Origin of the sequence: Achromobacter sp., from assembly GCF_050285585.1 — a bacterium.
Lineage (GTDB): Bacteria > Pseudomonadota > Gammaproteobacteria > Burkholderiales > Burkholderiaceae_B > Achromobacter.
In genome coordinates this window covers 240052-257832 of sequence record NZ_JBLZXF010000003.1, presented here as the reverse complement: position 1 = coordinate 257832, position 17781 = coordinate 240052, and the positions used below count along the sequence as shown (strand labels likewise).

Here is a 17781-nt window from a genome sequence, read left to right as displayed (position 1 = left end):
TCTACTGCTGTTGATGTGCCAGGAATTCCTTCAGGACCCGCCCCGTATGGGAATGGTCGCTCAGGGTCATGACGTGCTCGGGCGACCCTTCGGCCACCAGCTTTCCGCCGCCGGTGCCGCCTTCGGGGCCCAGGTCCAGCAGCCAGTCGGCCTCGGCGATCACGTCGAGATTGTGCTCGATCACCACCACCGTGTTGCCGGCTTCCACCAGGCGGTGCAGCACGTGGATCAGCTTTTCCACGTCGGCCATGGACAGGCCCACGGTAGGCTCGTCCAGTACATACAGCGTATGGGGTATGCGGGAGGCGCGGCCGGTCTTGATAAGGCCGTCGGTCAGCCTGGCCTTGGACAGTTCGGTCACCAGCTTGATGCGCTGCGCTTCGCCGCCGGACAGGGTGGGCGAGGGCTGGCCCAGGGTCAGGTAGCCCAGGCCCACGTCCTGCATCAGCTGCAGGGGACGATGGATCTTGGGATGGGCCGCGAAGTAGCCAATGGCATCGTCCACTTCCATGGACAGCAGTTCGCCGGCGTTCTTGCCGCGCATCTGCACGCTCAGCGTATCGCTGTTGAAACGCGCGCCGTTGCAGGCATCGCAAGGCACCTTGACGTCCGGCAGGAAGTTCATCTCGATGGTGCGCATGCCCTGGCCTTCGCAGATCGGGCAGCGGCCATCGCCGGTATTGAACGAGAAGCGCGCCGCCGTCCAGCCGCGCATGCGGGCCTCGCGGGTGTCGGCGAACTGCTTGCGCACGTCGTCCCAGAAGCCCACGTAGGTGGCCGGGCACGAGCGCGGCGTCTTGCCGATGGGCGTCTGGTCCACTTCCAGCACGCGGTCGATGGCTTCCCAGCCCGTGATGCTTTCGCAGCCCGCCCAGCCCGGCGCCTTGCCTTGCGAGACGGCCTGCGTCAGGTTGTCCAGCAGCACTTCGCGCGCCAGCGTCGACTTGCCGGACCCCGACACCCCGGTCACCACGCTCAGGCGGCCCACCGGGATGCGCGCGTCGACGCTGCGCAGGTTGTGCAGGCGCGCGCCGCGGATCTCGATCATGGGCGTGTCGGCCTCGACCGGACGGCGGCCTTGCAGCGGATGCGCAAGCGGCGTCTTCAGGTAGCGGCCGGTCACGGATTCGGGCGCGTCGATCACGTCCTGCACGGTGCCTTGCGCCACCACGCGGCCGCCGCGGATGCCCGCGCCCGGCCCGATGTCGATGACGTGCGAGGCGCGGCGGATGGTGTCGTCGTCGTGCTCGACCACCACCAGCGTGTTGCCGTTGCCTTCCAGGCGCGCCAGCGCGTCCAGCAGGATGCGGTTGTCGCGCGGATGCAGGCCGATGGTGGGTTCGTCGAGCACGTAGCAGACACCCTGCAGATTGGAGCCCAGTTGAGCGGCCAGGCGGATGCGCTGCGCCTCGCCGCCGGAAAGCGTGGGCGCTGCGCGGTCCAGCGCCAGGTAGTTCAACCCCACTTCCTGCATGAAATTGAGGCGCCCGCGGATCTCGGCGAGGATATCGCGGGCGATCTCGCCTTCGCGGCCGCGAGCGACCAGGCCCGTGAAAAAGGTATGGGCGTCCGACACCGGCAGCGAGGCGAGTTCGGCGATCGATTTGTCGCGCCAGCGCACGGCGCGGGCCACGCGGTTCAGGCGCTGGCCGTCGCAGACGGCGCAGACCTTGGCTTCGCCTTCGTACCAGGCGTTCCACGCGGTTTCCTCGCCGGTCTGTTCTTCGTCGAAGCCCTGCAATTGCAGGCCCGTGCCGAAGCAGCCCGTGCACCAGCCATGCTTGGAGTTGTACGAGAACAGGCGCGGATCGGGTTCGGGGAAGCTGGTGCCGCAGGACGGGCAGGCCCGCTTGACCGAGAAATGCTGCTGCTGCAATTCGCTGTTGAGCGCTTCATGCAGTTTGTTCACCGGCCAGACCACGGACATTACGCCCTGGCCGTTTTCCAGCGCGCTCTTGACCGCCGCGCGCAGGTCCGCCTCGTTCGCCGGATCCACGACCACGTCGGCCACCGGCAGTTCGATCGTGTGTTCCTTGTAGCGGTCCAGGCGCGGCCAGGGCGCGACGGGGATGAACTCGCCGTCCACGCGCAGATGCGTATGGCCCTTGGATCCGGCCCACTTGGCCAGGTCCGTGTAATAGCCCTTGCGCGCGGTGACCAGCGGAGAGAGCAGGCCGATGTGTTCGCCCTTGTGCTCGCGCAACAGCCGCGCCACGATCTGGTCGGCGTTCTGGGGTTCGACCGCGACGTTGCAGTCGGGGCAGTACTGCGTGCCCAGCTTGACGTACAGCAGGCGCAGGAAATGGTGGATTTCCGTCATCGTGGCCACGGTGGACTTGCGGCCCCCCCGGCTGGTGCGCTGCTCGATGGCGACGGTGGGCGGGATGCCGAAGATGGCGTCCACGTCCGGCTTGCCGGCCGGCTGCACGATGGCGCGCGCGTAGGCGTTGAGCGATTCCAGGTAGCGGCGCTGGCCCTCGTTGAAGAGGATGTCGAACGCCAGCGTGGATTTGCCCGAGCCGGACACGCCGGTGATGACGGTGAACTTGTCGCGCGGAATCTCCACGCTGACGTTCTTCAGGTTGTGCTCGCGGGCGTTGCGGATTTCGATCGCCATGTTGTCCTGGCGGCGCGCGCGCACCAGCGACTGCAGCGGCGTGCCCATTCCCGCCCCGTAGGCCGCGCCGGGCTCGGCGATGCGGGCGGTCAGGCCGGCCTGCTCCACCTCCTGGGCGTCGGCGTCGCTGGTCACGACCACGTCCGCGGGCAGGATGCTGATTTCGTAATCGCGCAGGGCCGCGCCCGTGTGCGATTGCGGGTTGTCCATCAGGTCCTGCGGCGTGCCCACGCCGACGACCTGGCCTCCGGCGTCGCCGCCTTCGGGGCCCAGGTCGATCAGCCAGTCGGCCGCGCGGATGACGTCGAGGTTGTGTTCGATGACGAGCAGGGTGTGGCCGGCGGCCAGCAGCTTGCGGAAAGCGCGCATCAGGCGCGCCACGTCGTCGAAGTGCAGGCCGGTGGTGGGTTCGTCGAACAGGAACAGGCTGCCCTTCTTGGCGACCTTGGCGGTGGAGATGCCGCTGCGAGCCGCCTCGGCCAGGTGGCCGGCTAGCTTCAGCCGCTGCGCCTCGCCGCCCGACAAAGTGGGCACCGGCTGGCCCAGACGCACGTATTCCAGGCCTACGTCGGCCAGCGGCGCCAGGCCGGTCTGCACGTCGCGCAGGCCCTTGAAGAAGTCCAGCGCTTCGCTCACCGTCATTTCCAGCACCTCGTCGATCGAGGCGCTCTTGCCCAGGTGCTCGACGCGCACTTCCAATACTTCGGGGCGGAAGCGCTTGCCGTCGCAATCGGGACAGCGCAGGTAGACGTCGGACAGGAACTGCATTTCCACGTGTTCGAAGCCCGTGCCGCCGCAGGTCGGGCAGCGGCCGTCGCCGCCGTTGAAGCTGAAGGTGCCCGCCGTATAGGCGCGTTCGCGCGCGAGCGGAGCCTGGGCGAACAGCTTGCGGATGGCGTCGAACGCGCCCACGTAGCTGGCCGGGTTGGAACGGGTGGTCTTGCCGATGGGGGTCTGGTCCACCATGACCACGTCCGCGATCTGCTCGGCGCCCAGCAGGCGCTCGAAGGCGCCGGGCGCTTCCGAGGGCTTGCCCTTTTGCTTCAGCAGGGCGGGGTACAGCACGTCCTGCACCAGCGTGGACTTGCCCGAACCCGACACGCCCGTCACGCAGACCAGCCGGCCCAGCGGCAGTTCGACGGAAACGTTCTTCAGGTTGTGCGCGCTGACGCCTTCCAGCAGCAGGCGCGGCGTATTGGCGGCCACGGGCATGGGCCTGGGCGCTTCCACGCGCTGGCGTCCGCCGAGGTAGTCGCCGGTCAGGGTATGGGCGGCCCGCAGCTGGGCGGGCGAGCCGTCGAACACGATGCGGCCGCCGCGTTCGCCGGGGCCGGGGCCGATGTCGATGATGCGGTCCGCGGCCACCATGACCTGCGGATCGTGCTCCACCACCACCAGCGTATTGCCGGCGTTGCGCAGCCGGTGCATGACCTCGACGACGCGGTGCATGTCGCGCGGGTGCAGGCCGATGGAGGGCTCGTCCAGTACGAACAGCGTGTTCACCAGCGAGGTGCCCAGCGCCGTGGTCAGGTTGATGCGCTGCACTTCGCCGCCCGACAGCGTGCGGCTCTGGCGGTCCAGCGTCAGATAGCCCAGGCCCACGTCGCACAGGAACTTGAGGCGCGCCCGGACTTCGGTCATGAGCAGGTCGGTGGCGGCGTCCAGCGCGCCGGAGAAGGACAGCGTATCGAAGAACAGCCGCACCCGCTCGATGGGCAGCAGCATCACGTCATGGATGGACAGGCCGCCCAGGCCGTTCAACTGCTCGCGGCTCCAGTTGGCGCCCACGGGCATGAAGCGCTTGTAGCGGCCGTCTTCCGGCGGCAGCACCGTGTCGGCCTCTTCCTTGGTGCCAAGGCGCCACAGCAGCGCGTCGGGCTTGAGCCGCGCGCCGTTGCAGGTGGGGCAGGGCGTATAGCTGCGGTATTTCGACAGCAGCACGCGGACGTGCATTTTGTAGGCCTTGGTTTCCAGCCAGTCGAAGAAGCGCTGCACCCCGTACCACTGGTGCTTCCAGGCGTCGCTGCCGCCCTTCCAGTCGGGAGTGCCGTAGAGCACCCAACGCTTGTGCTCCTCGCTCATCTTGTTCCAGGGCACGCCCAGCGGCACGCCAGCCTTCGGCGCGTACTTCTGCAGCTCGTCCTGGCATTCCTTGTAGGATGGGGTGGTCCAGGGCTTGATGGCGCCTTCCAGCAGGGTTTTGTTCTCGTCCGGGATGACCAGGCCGAAATCGATGCCGATCACGCGGCCGAAGCCGCGGCAGGCTTCGCACGCGCCCAGCGGCGAATTGAACGAGAAGCTGCTGGGCAGCGGATCGGTGTATTCGATATCGCAGTCGGCGCAGTGCAGGCGGTCGCTGTATTTCCAGACGTGGGCGTTGCCGCCGTCGGCGTCCATGGCATAGACGGCAAGATGGCCGCCGCCCATGCGCAGCGCGGTGTCCAGCGCTTCCATGACGCGCTCGCGCTCGGCGCTGGCGAAACGGAAGCGGTCCTGGATGACATGGAGGATGCGGCGCGCGTCAGCGGCGGCTTTCGCGCCCTTGGCCTTTTTGGCGCCCTTGGCCGGGGCTTCGGCGCGGGGCGCGGCGTTTTCCTCGGCGTGCACGCGCGTATAGCCCTGCTGCTCCAGGAAGCCGCGCACTTCTTCCTCGGTGAAGTTGGCGGGGACGGCGATGGGGAAGGTCACCACCAGCCGCGGGTCGCCGGCGGCCGCGGCGCGTTCGGCCAGCGAGCGATGGATGGAGTCCGGCGTGTCGCGCCGCACCACCTTGCCGCAACCGCGGCAATACAGGCGGGCGCCGCGCGCGAACAGCAGTTTCAGGTGATCGTTCAGTTCGGTCATCGTGCCGACCGTGCTGCGCGAGCTGCGCACAGGATTGGTCTGGTCGATCGCGATGGCGGGCAGAATGCCCTCGATGCGGTCCACCTGGGGCTTGTCCATGCGGTCCAGGAACTGGCGCGCATAGGGCGAGAAGGTTTCCACGTACCGGCGCTGCCCCTCGGCGTACAGGGTGTCGAAGGCCAGCGAACTCTTGCCGGACCCCGATACGCCGGTCACGACGACCAGTTCACCGGTGGCGATGGTCAGGTCCAGGTTCTTGAGATTGTTCTGGCGGGCGCCAACGATGCGAATGTGAGAGCTCATGGACGGTATCGTAGCCTGAGGGAAGGGGCCTGCCCGAGCGACGACCCGTCGCTGGTTCCGAGCGTGGCGATATGGAATAATTGCCTATATTGTGAGGCTGATGTCCAATATATGGACAATCGCGGGCTCACTAGCTGTACAAATAAACAGTATCGCAGATTCGTCCGAAATTCGCGCTGTCCGGCTAGAACTTTCTGCTGGCCGCGGCGTGCAGGGCGAGGCGGTCCATGGCCGGAGACTGGAGACCCCTTTGCTGGAAACCAAGGTCGCGGGCGCGGCGGCGTTCGCCAAGTTCATGACGGTGCTGCAGGCCGTGGCAGACGCTCCGCAGCCGCCCAGCGCGGCGGCGCTGGCGCGCAGTTGCGGCTATCCGCGGCCCACCGTCTACCGGATCGTGGCGGCGCTGGCCGAGCAGGGCATGCTGGCCGAGACGGCCGGCGCCTATCGGCTGGGGCCGAGGCTGATGTCCCTGGCCAGCAGGGCGTGGGCGCAGTTCGACCTGCGCGCCGAGCTGGCCTCCGAACTGCGGGCCCTGCGCGACGAAACCGGCGAAACGGTGCATCTGGCGGTTCCCGCCGGGCGCGAGATGACCTACATTGACAAGCTGGAAAGCCCCGGCCCGGTGCGCATGGCGTCGCGCGTGGGAGCATCCGTGGCGTTGCATTCCAGCGCGGTCGGCAAGGCGTACCTGGCGGCGCTGGACGAGGCCGCGCGCGAGCGCCTGCTGCGCGGCTTGCCGCTGGACGCGCGCATGCCCGGCACGGTAACCAGCCTGTCCGCGCTGCGGGCCCAGCTGGACGACACCGCCAGGCGCGGCTACGCCACCGACAACGAGGAAAACGAAGCCGGCATCGTCTGCTACGGCGTGGCGCTGTGCGACGCGGCCGGCCGGCCGGTCGCCGGCGTCAGCGTCAGCACGCTGCTGTTCCGGCGGCGCGAGGATCCGCAAGCCGCCTATGTCGAACCCTTGCTGCGGCTGCGCGACGCCGCCGCGGCCAAACTTGCCCTGCTGCCCGCCGTTCCCGGCGGCGCCTGACCGTCAGTTCCCAAAGGAATTCCATGACCGCTCCCCTTGCCTCCAAGCTTGCCGCCCTGATGGCCGCCCGGGTCGTGCCCGTATTGCGGTACACGGACGCGGCCACCGCCGCGTACGCGGCCGAAGTCGCCGTGGCCGCCGGCTGCGCCACGCTGGAACTGACCTGGACCATCCCCGGCGTCACCGATCTGCTGCGCGCCTTGCGCGACAAGCACGGCAGCGCGCTGCAGCTGGGCGTGGGCACGGTGCTGGACGAGCACCAGGCGCGCGAGGCGCTCGTCGCGGGCGCCGACTTCCTCGTGTCGCCCGCGCTGGCCACCGAGATCGTCGACATGGCGCACGCGGCCGACGCGCTGTGCCTGCTGGGCGCCTTCACGCCCACCGAGGTCCTGACGGCGCGCCGCGCCGGGGCCGACGTCGTGAAGATATTCCCGGCCGACACCGGCGGCCCCAGGCACCTGGCCGCGATCAAGTCCGTCTACCCGGACGCTCTCCTGTGCCCCACCGGCGGGGTGACCCAGGACAACATGGGCGCATATTTCGCCGCCGGCGCGGCGCTGGTGGGCATAGGCAGCAACCTCTACGACAAGGCGGCCTTCGCCGCCCGCGATACCGCCGCGCTGGTGGCGCAGATCGTCCGCACCCGCGAGGCCGCCCATGGCTGATTTCGACATCGTCGCCCTGGGCGAGCCCCTGGTCGAACTGAACCAGACGCACGAGGGCCAGCGGCAATACCTGCAGGGGTTTGGCGGCGATACCTCCAATGCCGTCATCGCCGCGGCGCGGCAGGGCGCGCGCTGCGCCTACCTGACCCGGGTAGGCAATGACGCTTTCGGCAGGCAGTTCCTGGACCTCTGGCAAGCCGAGGGCGTGGATACCTCGGGCGTGCAGCTGGACGACGAGGCGCACACCGGCCTGTACTTCGTGCAGCACGGGCCGGACGGCCATGCTTTCAGCTACCTGCGCCGGGGCTCGGCGGCCAGCCTGATGACGCCGGCCAGCCTGGCGTCGGGCCTGATCGAACGAGCCCGCTTTCTGCACGTATCGGGCATCAGCCTGGCGATCAGCACCAGCGCCTGCGACACGGTCTTTGCCGCCATCGAGCGCGCGCGGAGGGCCGGCACCCAGGTCAGCCTGGACTCCAACCTGCGCCTGCGGCTGTGGCCGGTCGACCGCGCCCGCGCCGTCTTGCGTGAAACCATGCGCACGGCCGACCTGTTCCTGCCCAGCATGGACGACATGCAGCACCTGACCGGCAACGACGATCCGGAGCGCACGCTGGACTGGATCCGCGACGGCGGCGCCACGGGCGTCGTGGTCCTCAAGCTGGGCAAGGACGGTTCCATCATCGACGACGGCGGCAAGCGCGTTCCGATGCCGGCCTTGAGGGTGCAGGCCGTGGATGCAACCGGGGCGGGCGATTGCTTTGCCGGCAGCCTGCTGGCGCGCCGCTGCCAGGGAGACTCCTGGGAAGACGCCGTGCGCTACGCCAATGCGGCCGCGGCGCTGTCCACCCTGGGCTATGGCGCGGTCGATCCCCTGCCGCGGGCCGACCAGGTCCGGGAAAGGCTGAAGGGCGCCTCCGGCTGAGCCGCGGGCGCCTGGCGGGCTGAATCCGTCCCGATTTTCAGGCCGCCCGCCGGGACGGCGGGGAAGGGCGCCCGATTTCCGGCCATTGGCGTTCATGGCCGATTTCAGGCTAAAATGCCAAGTTACCCGAATTTTCCGCCAGCCCAGTACCCGGTTGTGCGGGCTCGCCTTTTCCGCACAATTTCATCAGGAGAGTAAACATGGCCGAACGCAAACGCGTGCGTCGCAACACCCTGGAACGCCGTTGCCTGGGCAAGGCTTTCAAGCGCTTGTTCGTCAAGTCGCCCAAGGGCGTTTTCAAGATGCTGGAAAAGATCAAGCGCGTCTAATCACGCGCCGGACCGAAGCGCGCTTCGGCCCGGGTCTGAGAAAAACCCGCCGGTTCGCGCCGAGCGGGTTTTTTTTCGCTGGGCCGCCCCAGGACAAAAACGCAAAAACGCCCCCTCAGGGGGCAGCAAGCGGGCGAAGCCTGCGCGGCGTGGCGGTATTTTTTGTCGAGCTTCACCCTTCCTGCGGCGGGCCCAGCTTTGGCAGGATGAAGTCCATGAAGGCCCGCGTCTTGGCCGGCTGGATGCTGGAGGGATACACCACGTAGATCGAGATTGGGTCCACCGACCAGCCGGGCAGCACCCGCTTGAGCGAATTGCGCTTGATGATGGGGTCCAGCGCCTGGCAGTGCGGCATGCGCGTGATCGCCAGATCCAGGCCCGCCAGGGTGCCCGCGATGCTCATGTTGTTGGCCGCCAGGTGGCCCGCGACCGGCACGCGTTCGCTGACCGCGCCCCGGTGCAGCGTCCAATACGAATGCGCCTCGTCGATCGTGGTGCGCAGGCACTGGTGCTGGGTCAGGTCGGCGGGCGTCCTGGGTTCGCCGTGGCGGGCCAGGTAGCTGTCGGACGCATACAGGTAATTGTCCAGGGACACCAGTTCCTGCACCACCGCGCCGCTGTGCGACACCCCGTTGCCCGTTTCCACCGTGGACAGCGGGTGCGCCGTATCGCGGCCAAAGCGCAGCACCACGTCGAAGGGCGTGCCTTGCGCGTCGGATGCCGTCATCATGCTCAGGTCGAACTCGCATTCCACTTCGGGATAGCGTTCCGTGAAGTCATTGATGGTTTCGGGCAGCAGCCACATCGCCAGGCTGTACGGCATGGACACCCGTAGATTGCCGGAGGGGCCTCCCGATAGCATTTGCAGCTGTTCGTGCGCCAGGCGGGCCTCGTCGATCAGGCCCTGGCAGCGGCTCATGTAGGCCGCGCCGGCTTCGGTCAGGTCCAGCCGGCGCGTATTGCGGTTGATCAGCCGCAGCCCGATGGCGCGTTCCAGCTCGTTGATGCGGCGCGACAAGGTCGACGTGGGCATGTTCAGCGCGCGCGCGGCCAGGCTGAAGCTCTTGCGCTTGGCAACCTCCACGAACAGGGCAATGTCATTGAGCTGGACGGTCGAAGCTTCCATAGGCATTCCGAATTTGGCCGCCCGAGTTTACGCCACTCGGGCGCGCCGCCCAAAGCCGGCGCCGTCGGGATGATCGGGAATAAATACGGTTTTGTCAGATTTGATTGCAAATTCGAATGCCGCGGCGTCTGTACGCGCAGGCATATCCCCTAAACTTCAGGCGAATACATAAAGACCAAGACCGCAGCGGTTGCATGAGGAATCGCAAAGGGGCACAGTGGGCATGACCGACACGCTAACATTTTTTACCGTTCTGACGCCCACCTACAACCGGGCGGGCACGCTGCACAGGGTATACGAGTCCCTTTCCCGGCAGACTTTCCGGGGTTTCGAATGGGTGGTGGTGGATGACGGATCCACCGACAACACTCACGAATCCATCCTGGGCTGGCAGGCTCGCGCCGATTTTCCGATCCGCTATTTCTGGCAAAACAATCAGCACAAGAAAACCGCTTTCAACCGCGGCGTGCGCGAAGCGCGCGGCAAGCTGATCGTCGGGCTCGACAGCGACGACGAAATGCCGCCCGATGCGCTGGCCATCTTCAAGGAGGCCTGGGAGAGCATCCCCCCGGCGCGGCGCGAATCCTACGTGGCCGTCACCGGCCTGTGCGCCCGTCCCGACGGCAGCATCGTGGGAGACTCGTATCCGCAGGACGTATTCGACAGCACGGCGGTGGACGTCTATTTCCGCTACCGCATCAAGGGCGAGAAGTTCGGTTGCATGCGCACCGACATCCTCAGGACCTATCCCTTTCCCGAGGACGTGGCGGGCTTCGTGCCCGAAAGCCTGGTGTGGTGGGCGATTGCGCGCGCGGGCTACCTGAGCCGCTTCATCAATCGCGTGGTGCGCACGTACCACGATACGCCGGGCAGCCTGAGCCAGGGCGCGGTATCCGCCGCCAACAACGCCCAGGGCCTTTACCTGCTGGCCTGGGACATGTTGCAGCATCATCTGGAGTTCTTCCGCTACCGGCCGCGGGAGTTCATCATGGCTGCCGCGCGCTATACGCGATTCCGCCTGCATCTGAAGCATTCCGGCGTGCCCACGGCGGTCCAGGCCTATCGGCTGACCAATCCCGTCGCCAGGTTCATGGTGGCGGCGATGTGGCCGCTGGGCTATGCGCTGTACCGCCGCGACAGGCGCCGGGGCGTCGCCTAGGGCCCGCTCCTCCTAAAAGAAGCCTGGCACAGGTCCGATTATGGCCCGGCCGCGCCTCTTTCCGCCAGCTTGCGGGCGCGTTCCGCGGGACCGCCTTTGGGGGCGGTCTTCCGGGGCTCAGGCGGCAGGAGCATGCCCCAGCCCGAGATATACCTCGACCACGCGCGGGTCCGCCGCGACCCGCGCGGCGGGGCCTTCCAGCGTGACGGCGCCGGTTTCCAGCACGTAGGCGTAATCCGCCACCTGCAGCGCGGCGCGGGCGTTCTGCTCGATCAGCAGGATGGATACGCCCATTTCCCGCAAGCGCGCCACGATGCGAAACACTTCGCGGACGATGCGGGGCGCCAGGCCCAGGCTCGGTTCGTCCAGCATCAGCAGCCGGGGCTTGGCCATCAGCGCGCGGCCCACCGCCAGCATCTGGCGCTCGCCGCCCGACAGCGTGCCGGACAACTGGCCGCGGCGCTCCTTCAGGCGAGGGAACAATTCGTAGACTTCCGCCAGTGTCGCGTCCTGGTCGCGCATGCCGTTGCGGTAGCGGTGAAACGCGCCCAGCATCAGGTTGTCCTCGACCGTCATCTCCGCGAAGAGTTCGCGCTTCTCGGGCACCAGGTTCATCCCGGCCGCCACCATCTCTTCGATCTCGGCGTGTGCTTGCCGCTTGCCGCCGAAGACGATCTCGCCGCTGGACGGCAGCACGCCCATAATGGCCGACAGCAGCGTCGTCTTGCCCGCGCCGTTCGGGCCGATCACGGTGACGATCTGGCCTTCTCCCACCGCGACGCTGACGCCCGAAACGGCCTCGACCTTATCGTAGGCAACGCGCAGGTCGCGCACTTCCAGCAGTTTCGCGCTCATCTATTCCACTCCGCCCAGATAGGCTTCAAGCACCGCGGGGTTGTTCTGGATCTCGGCGGGCTGGCCTTCGGCGATCTTCTCGCCGAAATCCATGACCACGACGCGGTCCACGAGTCCCATCACGAAATCCATGTCATGTTCGACCAGCAGAATGGCCATGCCTTCGGCGCGGAGCTTTTTCAGCAGGTCCGCCAGCTCGCGCTTCTCCTGGTAGCGCAAACCCGCCGCCGGTTCGTCGAGCAGCAGGATGCACGGGTCGGACGCGAGCGCGCGCGCGATCTCCAGGATGCGCTGCTGGCCGAGGGCGAGCGACCCGGCTTCGTCGTGCAGATGCTTGCCCAGGCCGACGCGCTCCACCTGCCGGGCGGCTTCGGCCAGCAGGCGCGCCTCTTCCGCGCGATCCAGGCGCCACGCGGCCGGTATCACGCCGCGGTGGCCGCGCAGGTGCGCGCCGATCGCCACGTTTTCCAGCACGCTCATGCGGCCCAGCAGGCGCACGTGCTGGAAGGTGCGCGACAGGCCGAGCCGGGCGATGGCGCGCGCGCCCGCGCCCGCCACCGACCGGCCCAGCAGCGTGACCTGGCCCGAGGTCGGCGTATCCACGCCGGAAATCTGGTTGAACATCGTGCTCTTGCCGGCGCCGTTGGGGCCGATGAGGGCCAGGATCTCGCCCGCGCGGATCTCCAGGTTCATCGCGTTGTTGGCGACCAGGCCGCCGAACTTGCGCGTCACGTCCACGGCCTTGAGCACCACTTCGCCGCGGGGCGGCATGGGCTTGCGGGGCAGCGGTTCGGCGTTCATGTCCAGCCTGCGCATCTGCTTCTTCACCGGAATGCAGCGGGTCAGCACCGGCCACAGGCCGCTGCGGGCGCGGTGCAGCAGCAGCACCATGCCGAAGCCGAAGACGATGACCTCGAAATTGCCGGTCTGGCCCAGCAGCCTGGGCATCCAGTCCTGCAGCCATTGCTTCAGCACGGTGAACACGCCCGCGCCGACCAGGGCGCCCCAGACCTGCCCGGCGCCGCCGATGACGGTCATGAACAGGTATTCGATGCCCATCTGCAGACCGAACGGATTGGGGTTCACGAAGCGCTGCATGTGCGCGTAAAGCCAGCCCGAGGCGCAGGCCTGCAGCGCCGCGATGATGAAGATCACCATGCGCGAGCGGGCCGTGTCCACGCCCATGGATTCCGCCATCACGCGGCCGCCCTTGAGCGCGCGGATGGCGCGGCCCTCGCGCGAATCCAGCAGATTCCGCGTCGACCATACCGCCGTCAGCAGGAAGGCCCAGATCAGGTAGTAGATGGTGTCGCCCTGAGTCAGCGGCCAGCCGAAGAGGTCGATGGGAGGAATGTCCGGAATGCCGGTGTGGCCGCCCAGGCCTTCGACCGAGCCGAAGACGAAGTACAGCGACAGTCCCCAGGCAATGGTGCCCAGCGGCAGGAAGTGGCCGGAGAGCTTCAGGGTGATCGCGCCCAGCAGGTACGCGATCGCCAGGGTCAGCGCGAGCCCGGCCAGCAAGGTCAGCCAGGGCGACGCGCCCAGCCACGCCAGCCAGGACGGCAGGGTGTCGGCGCGGGTGGTGAGCAGCGCCGTCGTGTAGGCGCCCACGCCCACGAAGGCCGCCTGGCCGAAACTCGTCAGGCCGCCCACGCCGGTCAGCAGCACCAGGCCCAGCGCCACCATGGCGTACAGGCCGATGTAGTTCAGCAGCGTGACGTAGAAAGGCGGCAGGGCCAGCGGGGCCAGCGCCAGCAGCGCCAGGAACGCGAGGAGGATGTGGCGAGGATTCATTCGTCTTCCTCCTCGACGTGATGGCTTTTCAGAGAGCGCCAGAGCAAGACGGGGATGATCAGCGTGAACACGATGATTTCTTTGTAGGCGCTGGCCCAGAACGAGGAAAAGGCCTCGATCAGGCCGACCAGGATGGCGCCGGCCGCGGCCAGCGGATAGCTCACGAGGCCGCCGATGATGGCGCCCACGAAGCCCTTCAGGCTGACCATGAAGCCGGAGTCGAAATACATGGTGGTGATCGGAGCGATGAGAATGCCCGATACCGTGCCGATCAGCGCGGCCAGGAAGAACGTGGCCTTGCCGGCGAAGATCGGCGAGATGCCCATCAGCCGGGCGCCCAGCCGGTTGAAGGCGGCGGCGCGCAGCGCCTTGCCGTACATGGAGCGTTCGAAGAACTGGTAGAGCACGATGATGAGGAGCGCGGACACGGCGACGACCCACAGCGCCTGGCTGTTCACGTTCAGCGGCCCCAGCGCGAGGCTGGCGTCGCTGAACGGCGCGGTGCGGGCGCCTTCCGCGCCGAAGGCGAGCAGGCCAAGCCCGACCAGCGCCAGGTGCACCGCGATGGATACGATCAACAGCACCAGCGTGGAGGCGGAGGCGATGGGCTGGTAGAACAGGCGATACAGCTGTGGTCCCATCGGCACGACCAGCAGCAGCGTCAGCAGCGCTTGCGCCGCCATCGGCAACTGGGCCAGCGGCAGGTTGTAGAACAGCGCCGCGAGGATCAGCGGGTAGGCCAGCTTGGCGGCCATGCGCCCGAGGCCGCGGCCGGGCCGCTTGCGGCGGGCCGTCAGGTCGGCGGCGGCTTCGGCCACCGCGAAGGCGAACAGCAGCCACACCAGCATGACGGGCTTGCCGGCCTGGAGCGCGGCCATGGTGAGCGCACCGAACGCGACGAATTCCCCCTGGGGGATGAACAACACGCGGGTAACGGTAAACACAAGCAGGATGGACAAGGCCAGCAGCGCGTAGATGGCGCCATTGGTGATGCCGTCCTGCCCAAGAATCAGGGCAATCTGAGCATTCATCAGAACTTCCGGATAGAACAGACAAACAGGGCCGACACTTCATCTCCGCATGAGCGCCTCACCATCGGGCTGCCGCGGATCCGGCTCTGCCGGTCCGCAGGCATGCCCCCTGGGAGAGGCGCGTAGCGCTTCGGGGGGCATCCCCATCGCGGATCCGGGCTCCGCCGGCCCGTAGGCATGCCCGCTGGGGAGGAAGCGCGCAGCGCCTCGGGGGAGCTCTACTTCACCAGCGTCCAGGCGCCGTTCTTGACGGTGATCAGTTCGCGGCCGCGCTCGTCGAAGCCGCTGTGGTCGGCTGCCGTCATGTTGTAGACGCCCTGGGTGCCGACGAGCTCCTTGGTCTGTTCGAGCGCATCGCGCAGCGCGCTGCGGAACTCCTTGGTGCCCGGCTTGCCGGCTTTTTCGGCCAGCGGCACGGCCTGTTCCAGCAGCAGGCCGGCGTCGAAGACGTTGGCGCCGAAGGTGGCGGGCCGGGAACCGTTGAGCTTTTCGTAGGCTGCGATATAGTCGGACGCGACCTTCTTGGACGGATTGCTGTCGGGCATTTCCGGCAGCACCAGCATCAGGCTCGCCGCCAGCACCGTGCCTTCGACCTTCTTCCCGCCCAGCTTCAGGAAGTCGGGCAGGGCCGCGCCGTGGGTCTGGTAGAACTTGCCCTTGTAGCCCTGGTCGTACAGGGTCGTCTGCGGCAGCACGCTGGCGGCGCCGGGGGCGGCGACCAGCACGGCGTCCGGCTTGGCGGCCAGGATCTTCAGCGACTGGCCGGTGACCGAGCTGTCGAAGCGCAGATAGCGTTCGTTGGCGGTGATCTTGATGCCTTTCTCGGCGGCCAGCCCCGAGAAGACCTTGTACCAGTTCTCGCCGTAGGGATCGTTCAGGCCGATGAAGCCGACCGTCTTGATGCCGGTCTTGGCCATGTGATCCACCAGCGCGCGGGCGATGATGTCGTCGTTCTGGGTCGTCTTGAACACCCATTTTTTCTGCTCGTTCATCGGCAGCACGACCGCGGCCGTGCCGACCGGGGCCAGCATCGGCACGCCCGCCTCGGCCGCGAACTGGATCACGCCCATGGCGTTCGGCGAGCCCGACGGGCCGATCAGCGCGTCGACGTTCTGCTCCGAAATCAGCTTCTTGAAGGCGGTGACCGAGTTGGTGGAATCGCTGGCGTCATCCAGCGAGATGTATTCAACGGTCAGATTGCCGATCTTCTTGGGCAGAAGCGGCACGGTGTTCTTCTGCGGAATGCCCACCAGCGCGGTGGGGCCGGTGGAGGAGGTGACGACGCCGACCTTGACCTGCGCCAGGGCGGGCAGGGCGAACAGCGCGGCTACCGCGGCGGCCGCGGCCAGGGGGAGTTTCTTCGACAGCATGGCAAAACCTCCGGATAGGGAGCAGGGTGGGAGTGCGGCTGGAAAACGGAGAAAACAGGAACTGCCAGAATTACTTGTTGCTTAAAGTTTCTCGGGGCAGGCTCAGCACTGTAGACCGCGCCGCAGTGCTTACCTATCCGTCAAAACCCGAAGCGGCGCCCGGGAACGGGCGTCAGATGGTGATCGAGCTGACGCTGGCGCCGCCGCAGACGAACAGGGTCTGCCCGGTGACGAAGCTGTTGGCCGGATCCGCGAAGAACATGACGGCGCGCGCCACGTCGTCGGATCGGCCCAGCCGCTTGACGGGAATGCCGGCGGCCAGCTGTTTCTCGCGCTCGCTGCCGGGTTCGATCACCTCATAGAACATATCCGTCTGGATCGGGCCCGGCGCCACTACGTTGACGGTGATGCCATGGGGCGCCAGCTCCAGCGACCAGGTGCGCGCCATGCCCACCATGCCGGCCTTGGTGGCCGAATAGGCGGTGCGCGTGGGCAGGCCCAACGCCCCGCGGGAGGACATCAGCACGATGCGGCCGAACCGGCGTTCCTGCATGCCAGGCAACGCGGCCTGCACCAGGCTGATGGCCGCGCCCAGGTGGATCTGCGTCAGGCCGTGCAGTTCCTCCTGCGTGACCTGCGGCAGCAGGTTCGGCCAGATGACGCCGGCGTTGTGGATGACGTGGCTGATGGGGAACTTCGCGGCGGCTTCGGCCCCTGCCTGCGCGGTCGCCCCGGCGTCCAGCAGATCCACCTGGACGTTGTGCAGGCGCGGATGGCTGAACTCGGCCGCGCGGCGCGCCATGGAGATCACTTCGTAGCCGGCGTCCAGCATGCTGCGGCAGATTTCGGCGCCGATGCCGGCGCTGCCGCCGGTGACGAGGGCGACGTGGGATTGCGTCATGGTTTCCCCTTGTTGTCGTTGTTCAGGCCTTGGGCGCCAGCGCCAGCACGCGCAATGGGCTGCCCGAACCGCTGCGGATCTTGAGCGGCGCCGAGAAGATCACCGCGCCCGTGGGCGGCAGCTGGTCCAGGTTGGTCAGGCATTGCAGGCCGTAGCGGTTGTTGCCGTGCATGTAGTAGTGGCAGGGGTAGGGCGGATCCAGGTGTTGCGCCTGGCCTGCGTCCGTGCCCACCGATTCGGTGCCGAAACCGTGCACGTCGCGTTCCTTGATCAGCCAGGGCACGACCTCGGCGTCGGGGCCCGGGGAGTGCGCCCCGTCTTCCTGCATGTTCAGGTAATCGGCGGGCTTGGCGCGCTTGGACCAGTCGGTGCGCATCAGCACCCAGGAGCGCGCGGGAATGCGGCCGTGGCGTTCCTCCCATTTCCGCACGAAGTCGATGGTCAGCAGGAAGTCCGGGTTGCCGCTCGCCTCGGCCGAGCAGTCGATGACGCACGCGTCGGCGATGAAGGCGTCGATCGGGATGGTGTCGACGGTGTTGTCGGGCTGGTCCTTGCCCGTGACCCAGTGGGCCGGCGCGTCGAAGTGCGTGCCGGTGTGCTCGGAACACGAAAAGTTGTTCCAGTACCAGCCGGGGCCGCGCTCGTCGTAGCGCGAGATCTCCTCGATCCGGAACGGCCAGGCCTGGCCGAACTCCGGCGGCAGCACGATGGTGGGAAACTCGGGCGTCAGCGTTTCGGTGAGATCCACCATGCGGATGCGCCCCGACACCAGTTCGGCCATGAATTGGGCAAGAATGTTTTGGCTCATGTGCGGTTCCTCGCGGTT

The 17781-nt window shown here is 67.4% G+C and carries 13 protein-coding genes; 5 read left to right on the top strand and 8 right to left on the bottom strand.

Translation table 11 applies throughout. From position 1 onward, the window contains the following. Position 1: 1 nt before the first annotated feature. Positions 2 to 5764, bottom strand: a complete 5763-nt coding sequence (gene uvrA / locus ACN6PJ_RS06740; RefSeq protein ID WP_427995104.1) for an excinuclease ABC subunit UvrA — start codon at positions 5762 to 5764, stop codon at positions 2 to 4. 250 nt (positions 5765 to 6014) lie between these two features. Between uvrA and ACN6PJ_RS06735 the strand changes: the two genes are divergently transcribed. From ACN6PJ_RS06735 to ACN6PJ_RS06720, 4 genes are all read left to right on the top strand, one after another. Next, positions 6015 to 6800, top strand: coding sequence for an IclR family transcriptional regulator (locus ACN6PJ_RS06735; protein WP_427995103.1), 786 nt, complete (start codon positions 6015 to 6017; stop codon positions 6798 to 6800). A 23-nt stretch (positions 6801 to 6823) separates the two neighbouring features. Beyond that, the gene (locus ACN6PJ_RS06730) at positions 6824 to 7465 is read left to right on the top strand and encodes a bifunctional 4-hydroxy-2-oxoglutarate aldolase/2-dehydro-3-deoxy-phosphogluconate aldolase (RefSeq protein ID WP_427995102.1); all 642 of its coding nucleotides are present in this window, start codon (positions 6824 to 6826) and stop codon (positions 7463 to 7465) included. Continuing rightward, a complete protein-coding gene (locus ACN6PJ_RS06725) occupies positions 7458 to 8390 on the top strand; it encodes a sugar kinase (RefSeq protein WP_427995101.1) in 933 nt (310 codons plus the stop codon). The genes ACN6PJ_RS06730 and ACN6PJ_RS06725 overlap by 8 nt, the downstream gene beginning before the upstream one ends. Before the next feature lie 200 nt (positions 8391 to 8590). Next, positions 8591 to 8719: a hypothetical protein gene (locus ACN6PJ_RS06720; protein WP_006226408.1), complete on the top strand. Its 129-nt coding sequence runs from the start codon at positions 8591 to 8593 to the stop codon at positions 8717 to 8719. Positions 8720 to 8891: 172 nt separating this feature from the next. Here the strand turns inward: ACN6PJ_RS06720 and ACN6PJ_RS06715 are convergent, their stop codons facing one another. After that, a complete protein-coding gene (locus tag ACN6PJ_RS06715) occupies positions 8892 to 9845 on the bottom strand; it encodes a LysR substrate-binding domain-containing protein (protein ID WP_427995100.1) in 954 nt (317 codons plus the stop codon). 223 nt (positions 9846 to 10068) lie between these two features. Between ACN6PJ_RS06715 and ACN6PJ_RS06710 the strand changes: the two genes are divergently transcribed. Continuing rightward, positions 10069 to 11004, top strand: coding sequence for a glycosyltransferase family 2 protein (locus ACN6PJ_RS06710; RefSeq protein WP_427995099.1), 936 nt, complete (start codon positions 10069 to 10071; stop codon positions 11002 to 11004). 117 nt (positions 11005 to 11121) lie between these two features. On the opposite strand, the gene ACN6PJ_RS06705 is transcribed toward ACN6PJ_RS06710, so the two are convergent. The 6 genes from ACN6PJ_RS06705 to ACN6PJ_RS06680 all read right to left on the bottom strand — a co-directional run bounded on the left by ACN6PJ_RS06705 (position 11122) and on the right by ACN6PJ_RS06680 (position 17763). After that, positions 11122 to 11859, bottom strand: a complete 738-nt coding sequence (locus ACN6PJ_RS06705) for an ABC transporter ATP-binding protein (RefSeq protein WP_427995098.1) — start codon at positions 11857 to 11859, stop codon at positions 11122 to 11124. Continuing rightward, positions 11860 to 13653, bottom strand: coding sequence for an ABC transporter permease subunit (locus ACN6PJ_RS06700; RefSeq protein WP_427995097.1), 1794 nt, complete (start codon positions 13651 to 13653; stop codon positions 11860 to 11862). It abuts the gene before it with no gap. After that, positions 13650 to 14684, bottom strand: a complete 1035-nt coding sequence (locus ACN6PJ_RS06695; protein ID WP_427995096.1) for a branched-chain amino acid ABC transporter permease — start codon at positions 14682 to 14684, stop codon at positions 13650 to 13652. The genes ACN6PJ_RS06700 and ACN6PJ_RS06695 overlap by 4 nt, the downstream gene beginning before the upstream one ends. A gap of 218 nt (positions 14685 to 14902) precedes the next feature. Further along, a complete protein-coding gene (locus ACN6PJ_RS06690; protein ID WP_427995095.1) occupies positions 14903 to 16054 on the bottom strand; it encodes an ABC transporter substrate-binding protein in 1152 nt (383 codons plus the stop codon). Positions 16055 to 16226: 172 nt separating this feature from the next. Continuing rightward, positions 16227 to 16955 (bottom strand): SDR family NAD(P)-dependent oxidoreductase, encoded by a 729-nt coding sequence (locus ACN6PJ_RS06685; RefSeq protein ID WP_427995094.1) that lies wholly within the window; start codon positions 16953 to 16955, stop codon positions 16227 to 16229. 22 nt (positions 16956 to 16977) lie between these two features. Then, complete coding sequence (locus ACN6PJ_RS06680) at positions 16978 to 17763, bottom strand: cyclase family protein (RefSeq protein WP_427995093.1); 786 nt, start codon at positions 17761 to 17763, stop codon at positions 16978 to 16980. Between the last annotated feature and the right edge of the window lie 18 nt (positions 17764 to 17781).

What these genes read in the sequence shown, in the direction of transcription:
- ACN6PJ_RS06680 (WP_427995093.1), bottom strand. Translation starts at nt 17,763, where the DNA reads ATGAGCCAAAACATTCTTGCCCAATTCATGGCCGAACTGGTGTCGGGG.
- ACN6PJ_RS06705 (WP_427995098.1), bottom strand. Translation starts at nt 11,859, where the DNA reads ATGAGCGCGAAACTGCTGGAAGTGCGCGACCTGCGCGTTGCCTACGAT.
- ACN6PJ_RS06690 (WP_427995095.1), bottom strand. Translation starts at nt 16,054, where the DNA reads ATGCTGTCGAAGAAACTCCCCCTGGCCGCGGCCGCCGCGGTAGCCGCG.
- uvrA (WP_427995104.1), bottom strand. Translation starts at nt 5,764, where the DNA reads ATGAGCTCTCACATTCGCATCGTTGGCGCCCGCCAGAACAATCTCAAG.
- ACN6PJ_RS06725 (WP_427995101.1), top strand. Translation starts at nt 7,458, where the DNA reads ATGGCTGATTTCGACATCGTCGCCCTGGGCGAGCCCCTGGTCGAACTG.
- ACN6PJ_RS06695 (WP_427995096.1), bottom strand. Translation starts at nt 14,684, where the DNA reads ATGAATGCTCAGATTGCCCTGATTCTTGGGCAGGACGGCATCACCAAT.
- ACN6PJ_RS06730 (WP_427995102.1), top strand. Translation starts at nt 6,824, where the DNA reads ATGACCGCTCCCCTTGCCTCCAAGCTTGCCGCCCTGATGGCCGCCCGG.
- ACN6PJ_RS06700 (WP_427995097.1), bottom strand. Translation starts at nt 13,653, where the DNA reads ATGAATCCTCGCCACATCCTCCTCGCGTTCCTGGCGCTGCTGGCGCTG.
- ACN6PJ_RS06720 (WP_006226408.1), top strand. Translation starts at nt 8,591, where the DNA reads ATGGCCGAACGCAAACGCGTGCGTCGCAACACCCTGGAACGCCGTTGC.
- ACN6PJ_RS06710 (WP_427995099.1), top strand. Translation starts at nt 10,069, where the DNA reads ATGACCGACACGCTAACATTTTTTACCGTTCTGACGCCCACCTACAAC.
- ACN6PJ_RS06715 (WP_427995100.1), bottom strand. Translation starts at nt 9,845, where the DNA reads ATGGAAGCTTCGACCGTCCAGCTCAATGACATTGCCCTGTTCGTGGAG.
- ACN6PJ_RS06685 (WP_427995094.1), bottom strand. Translation starts at nt 16,955, where the DNA reads ATGACGCAATCCCACGTCGCCCTCGTCACCGGCGGCAGCGCCGGCATC.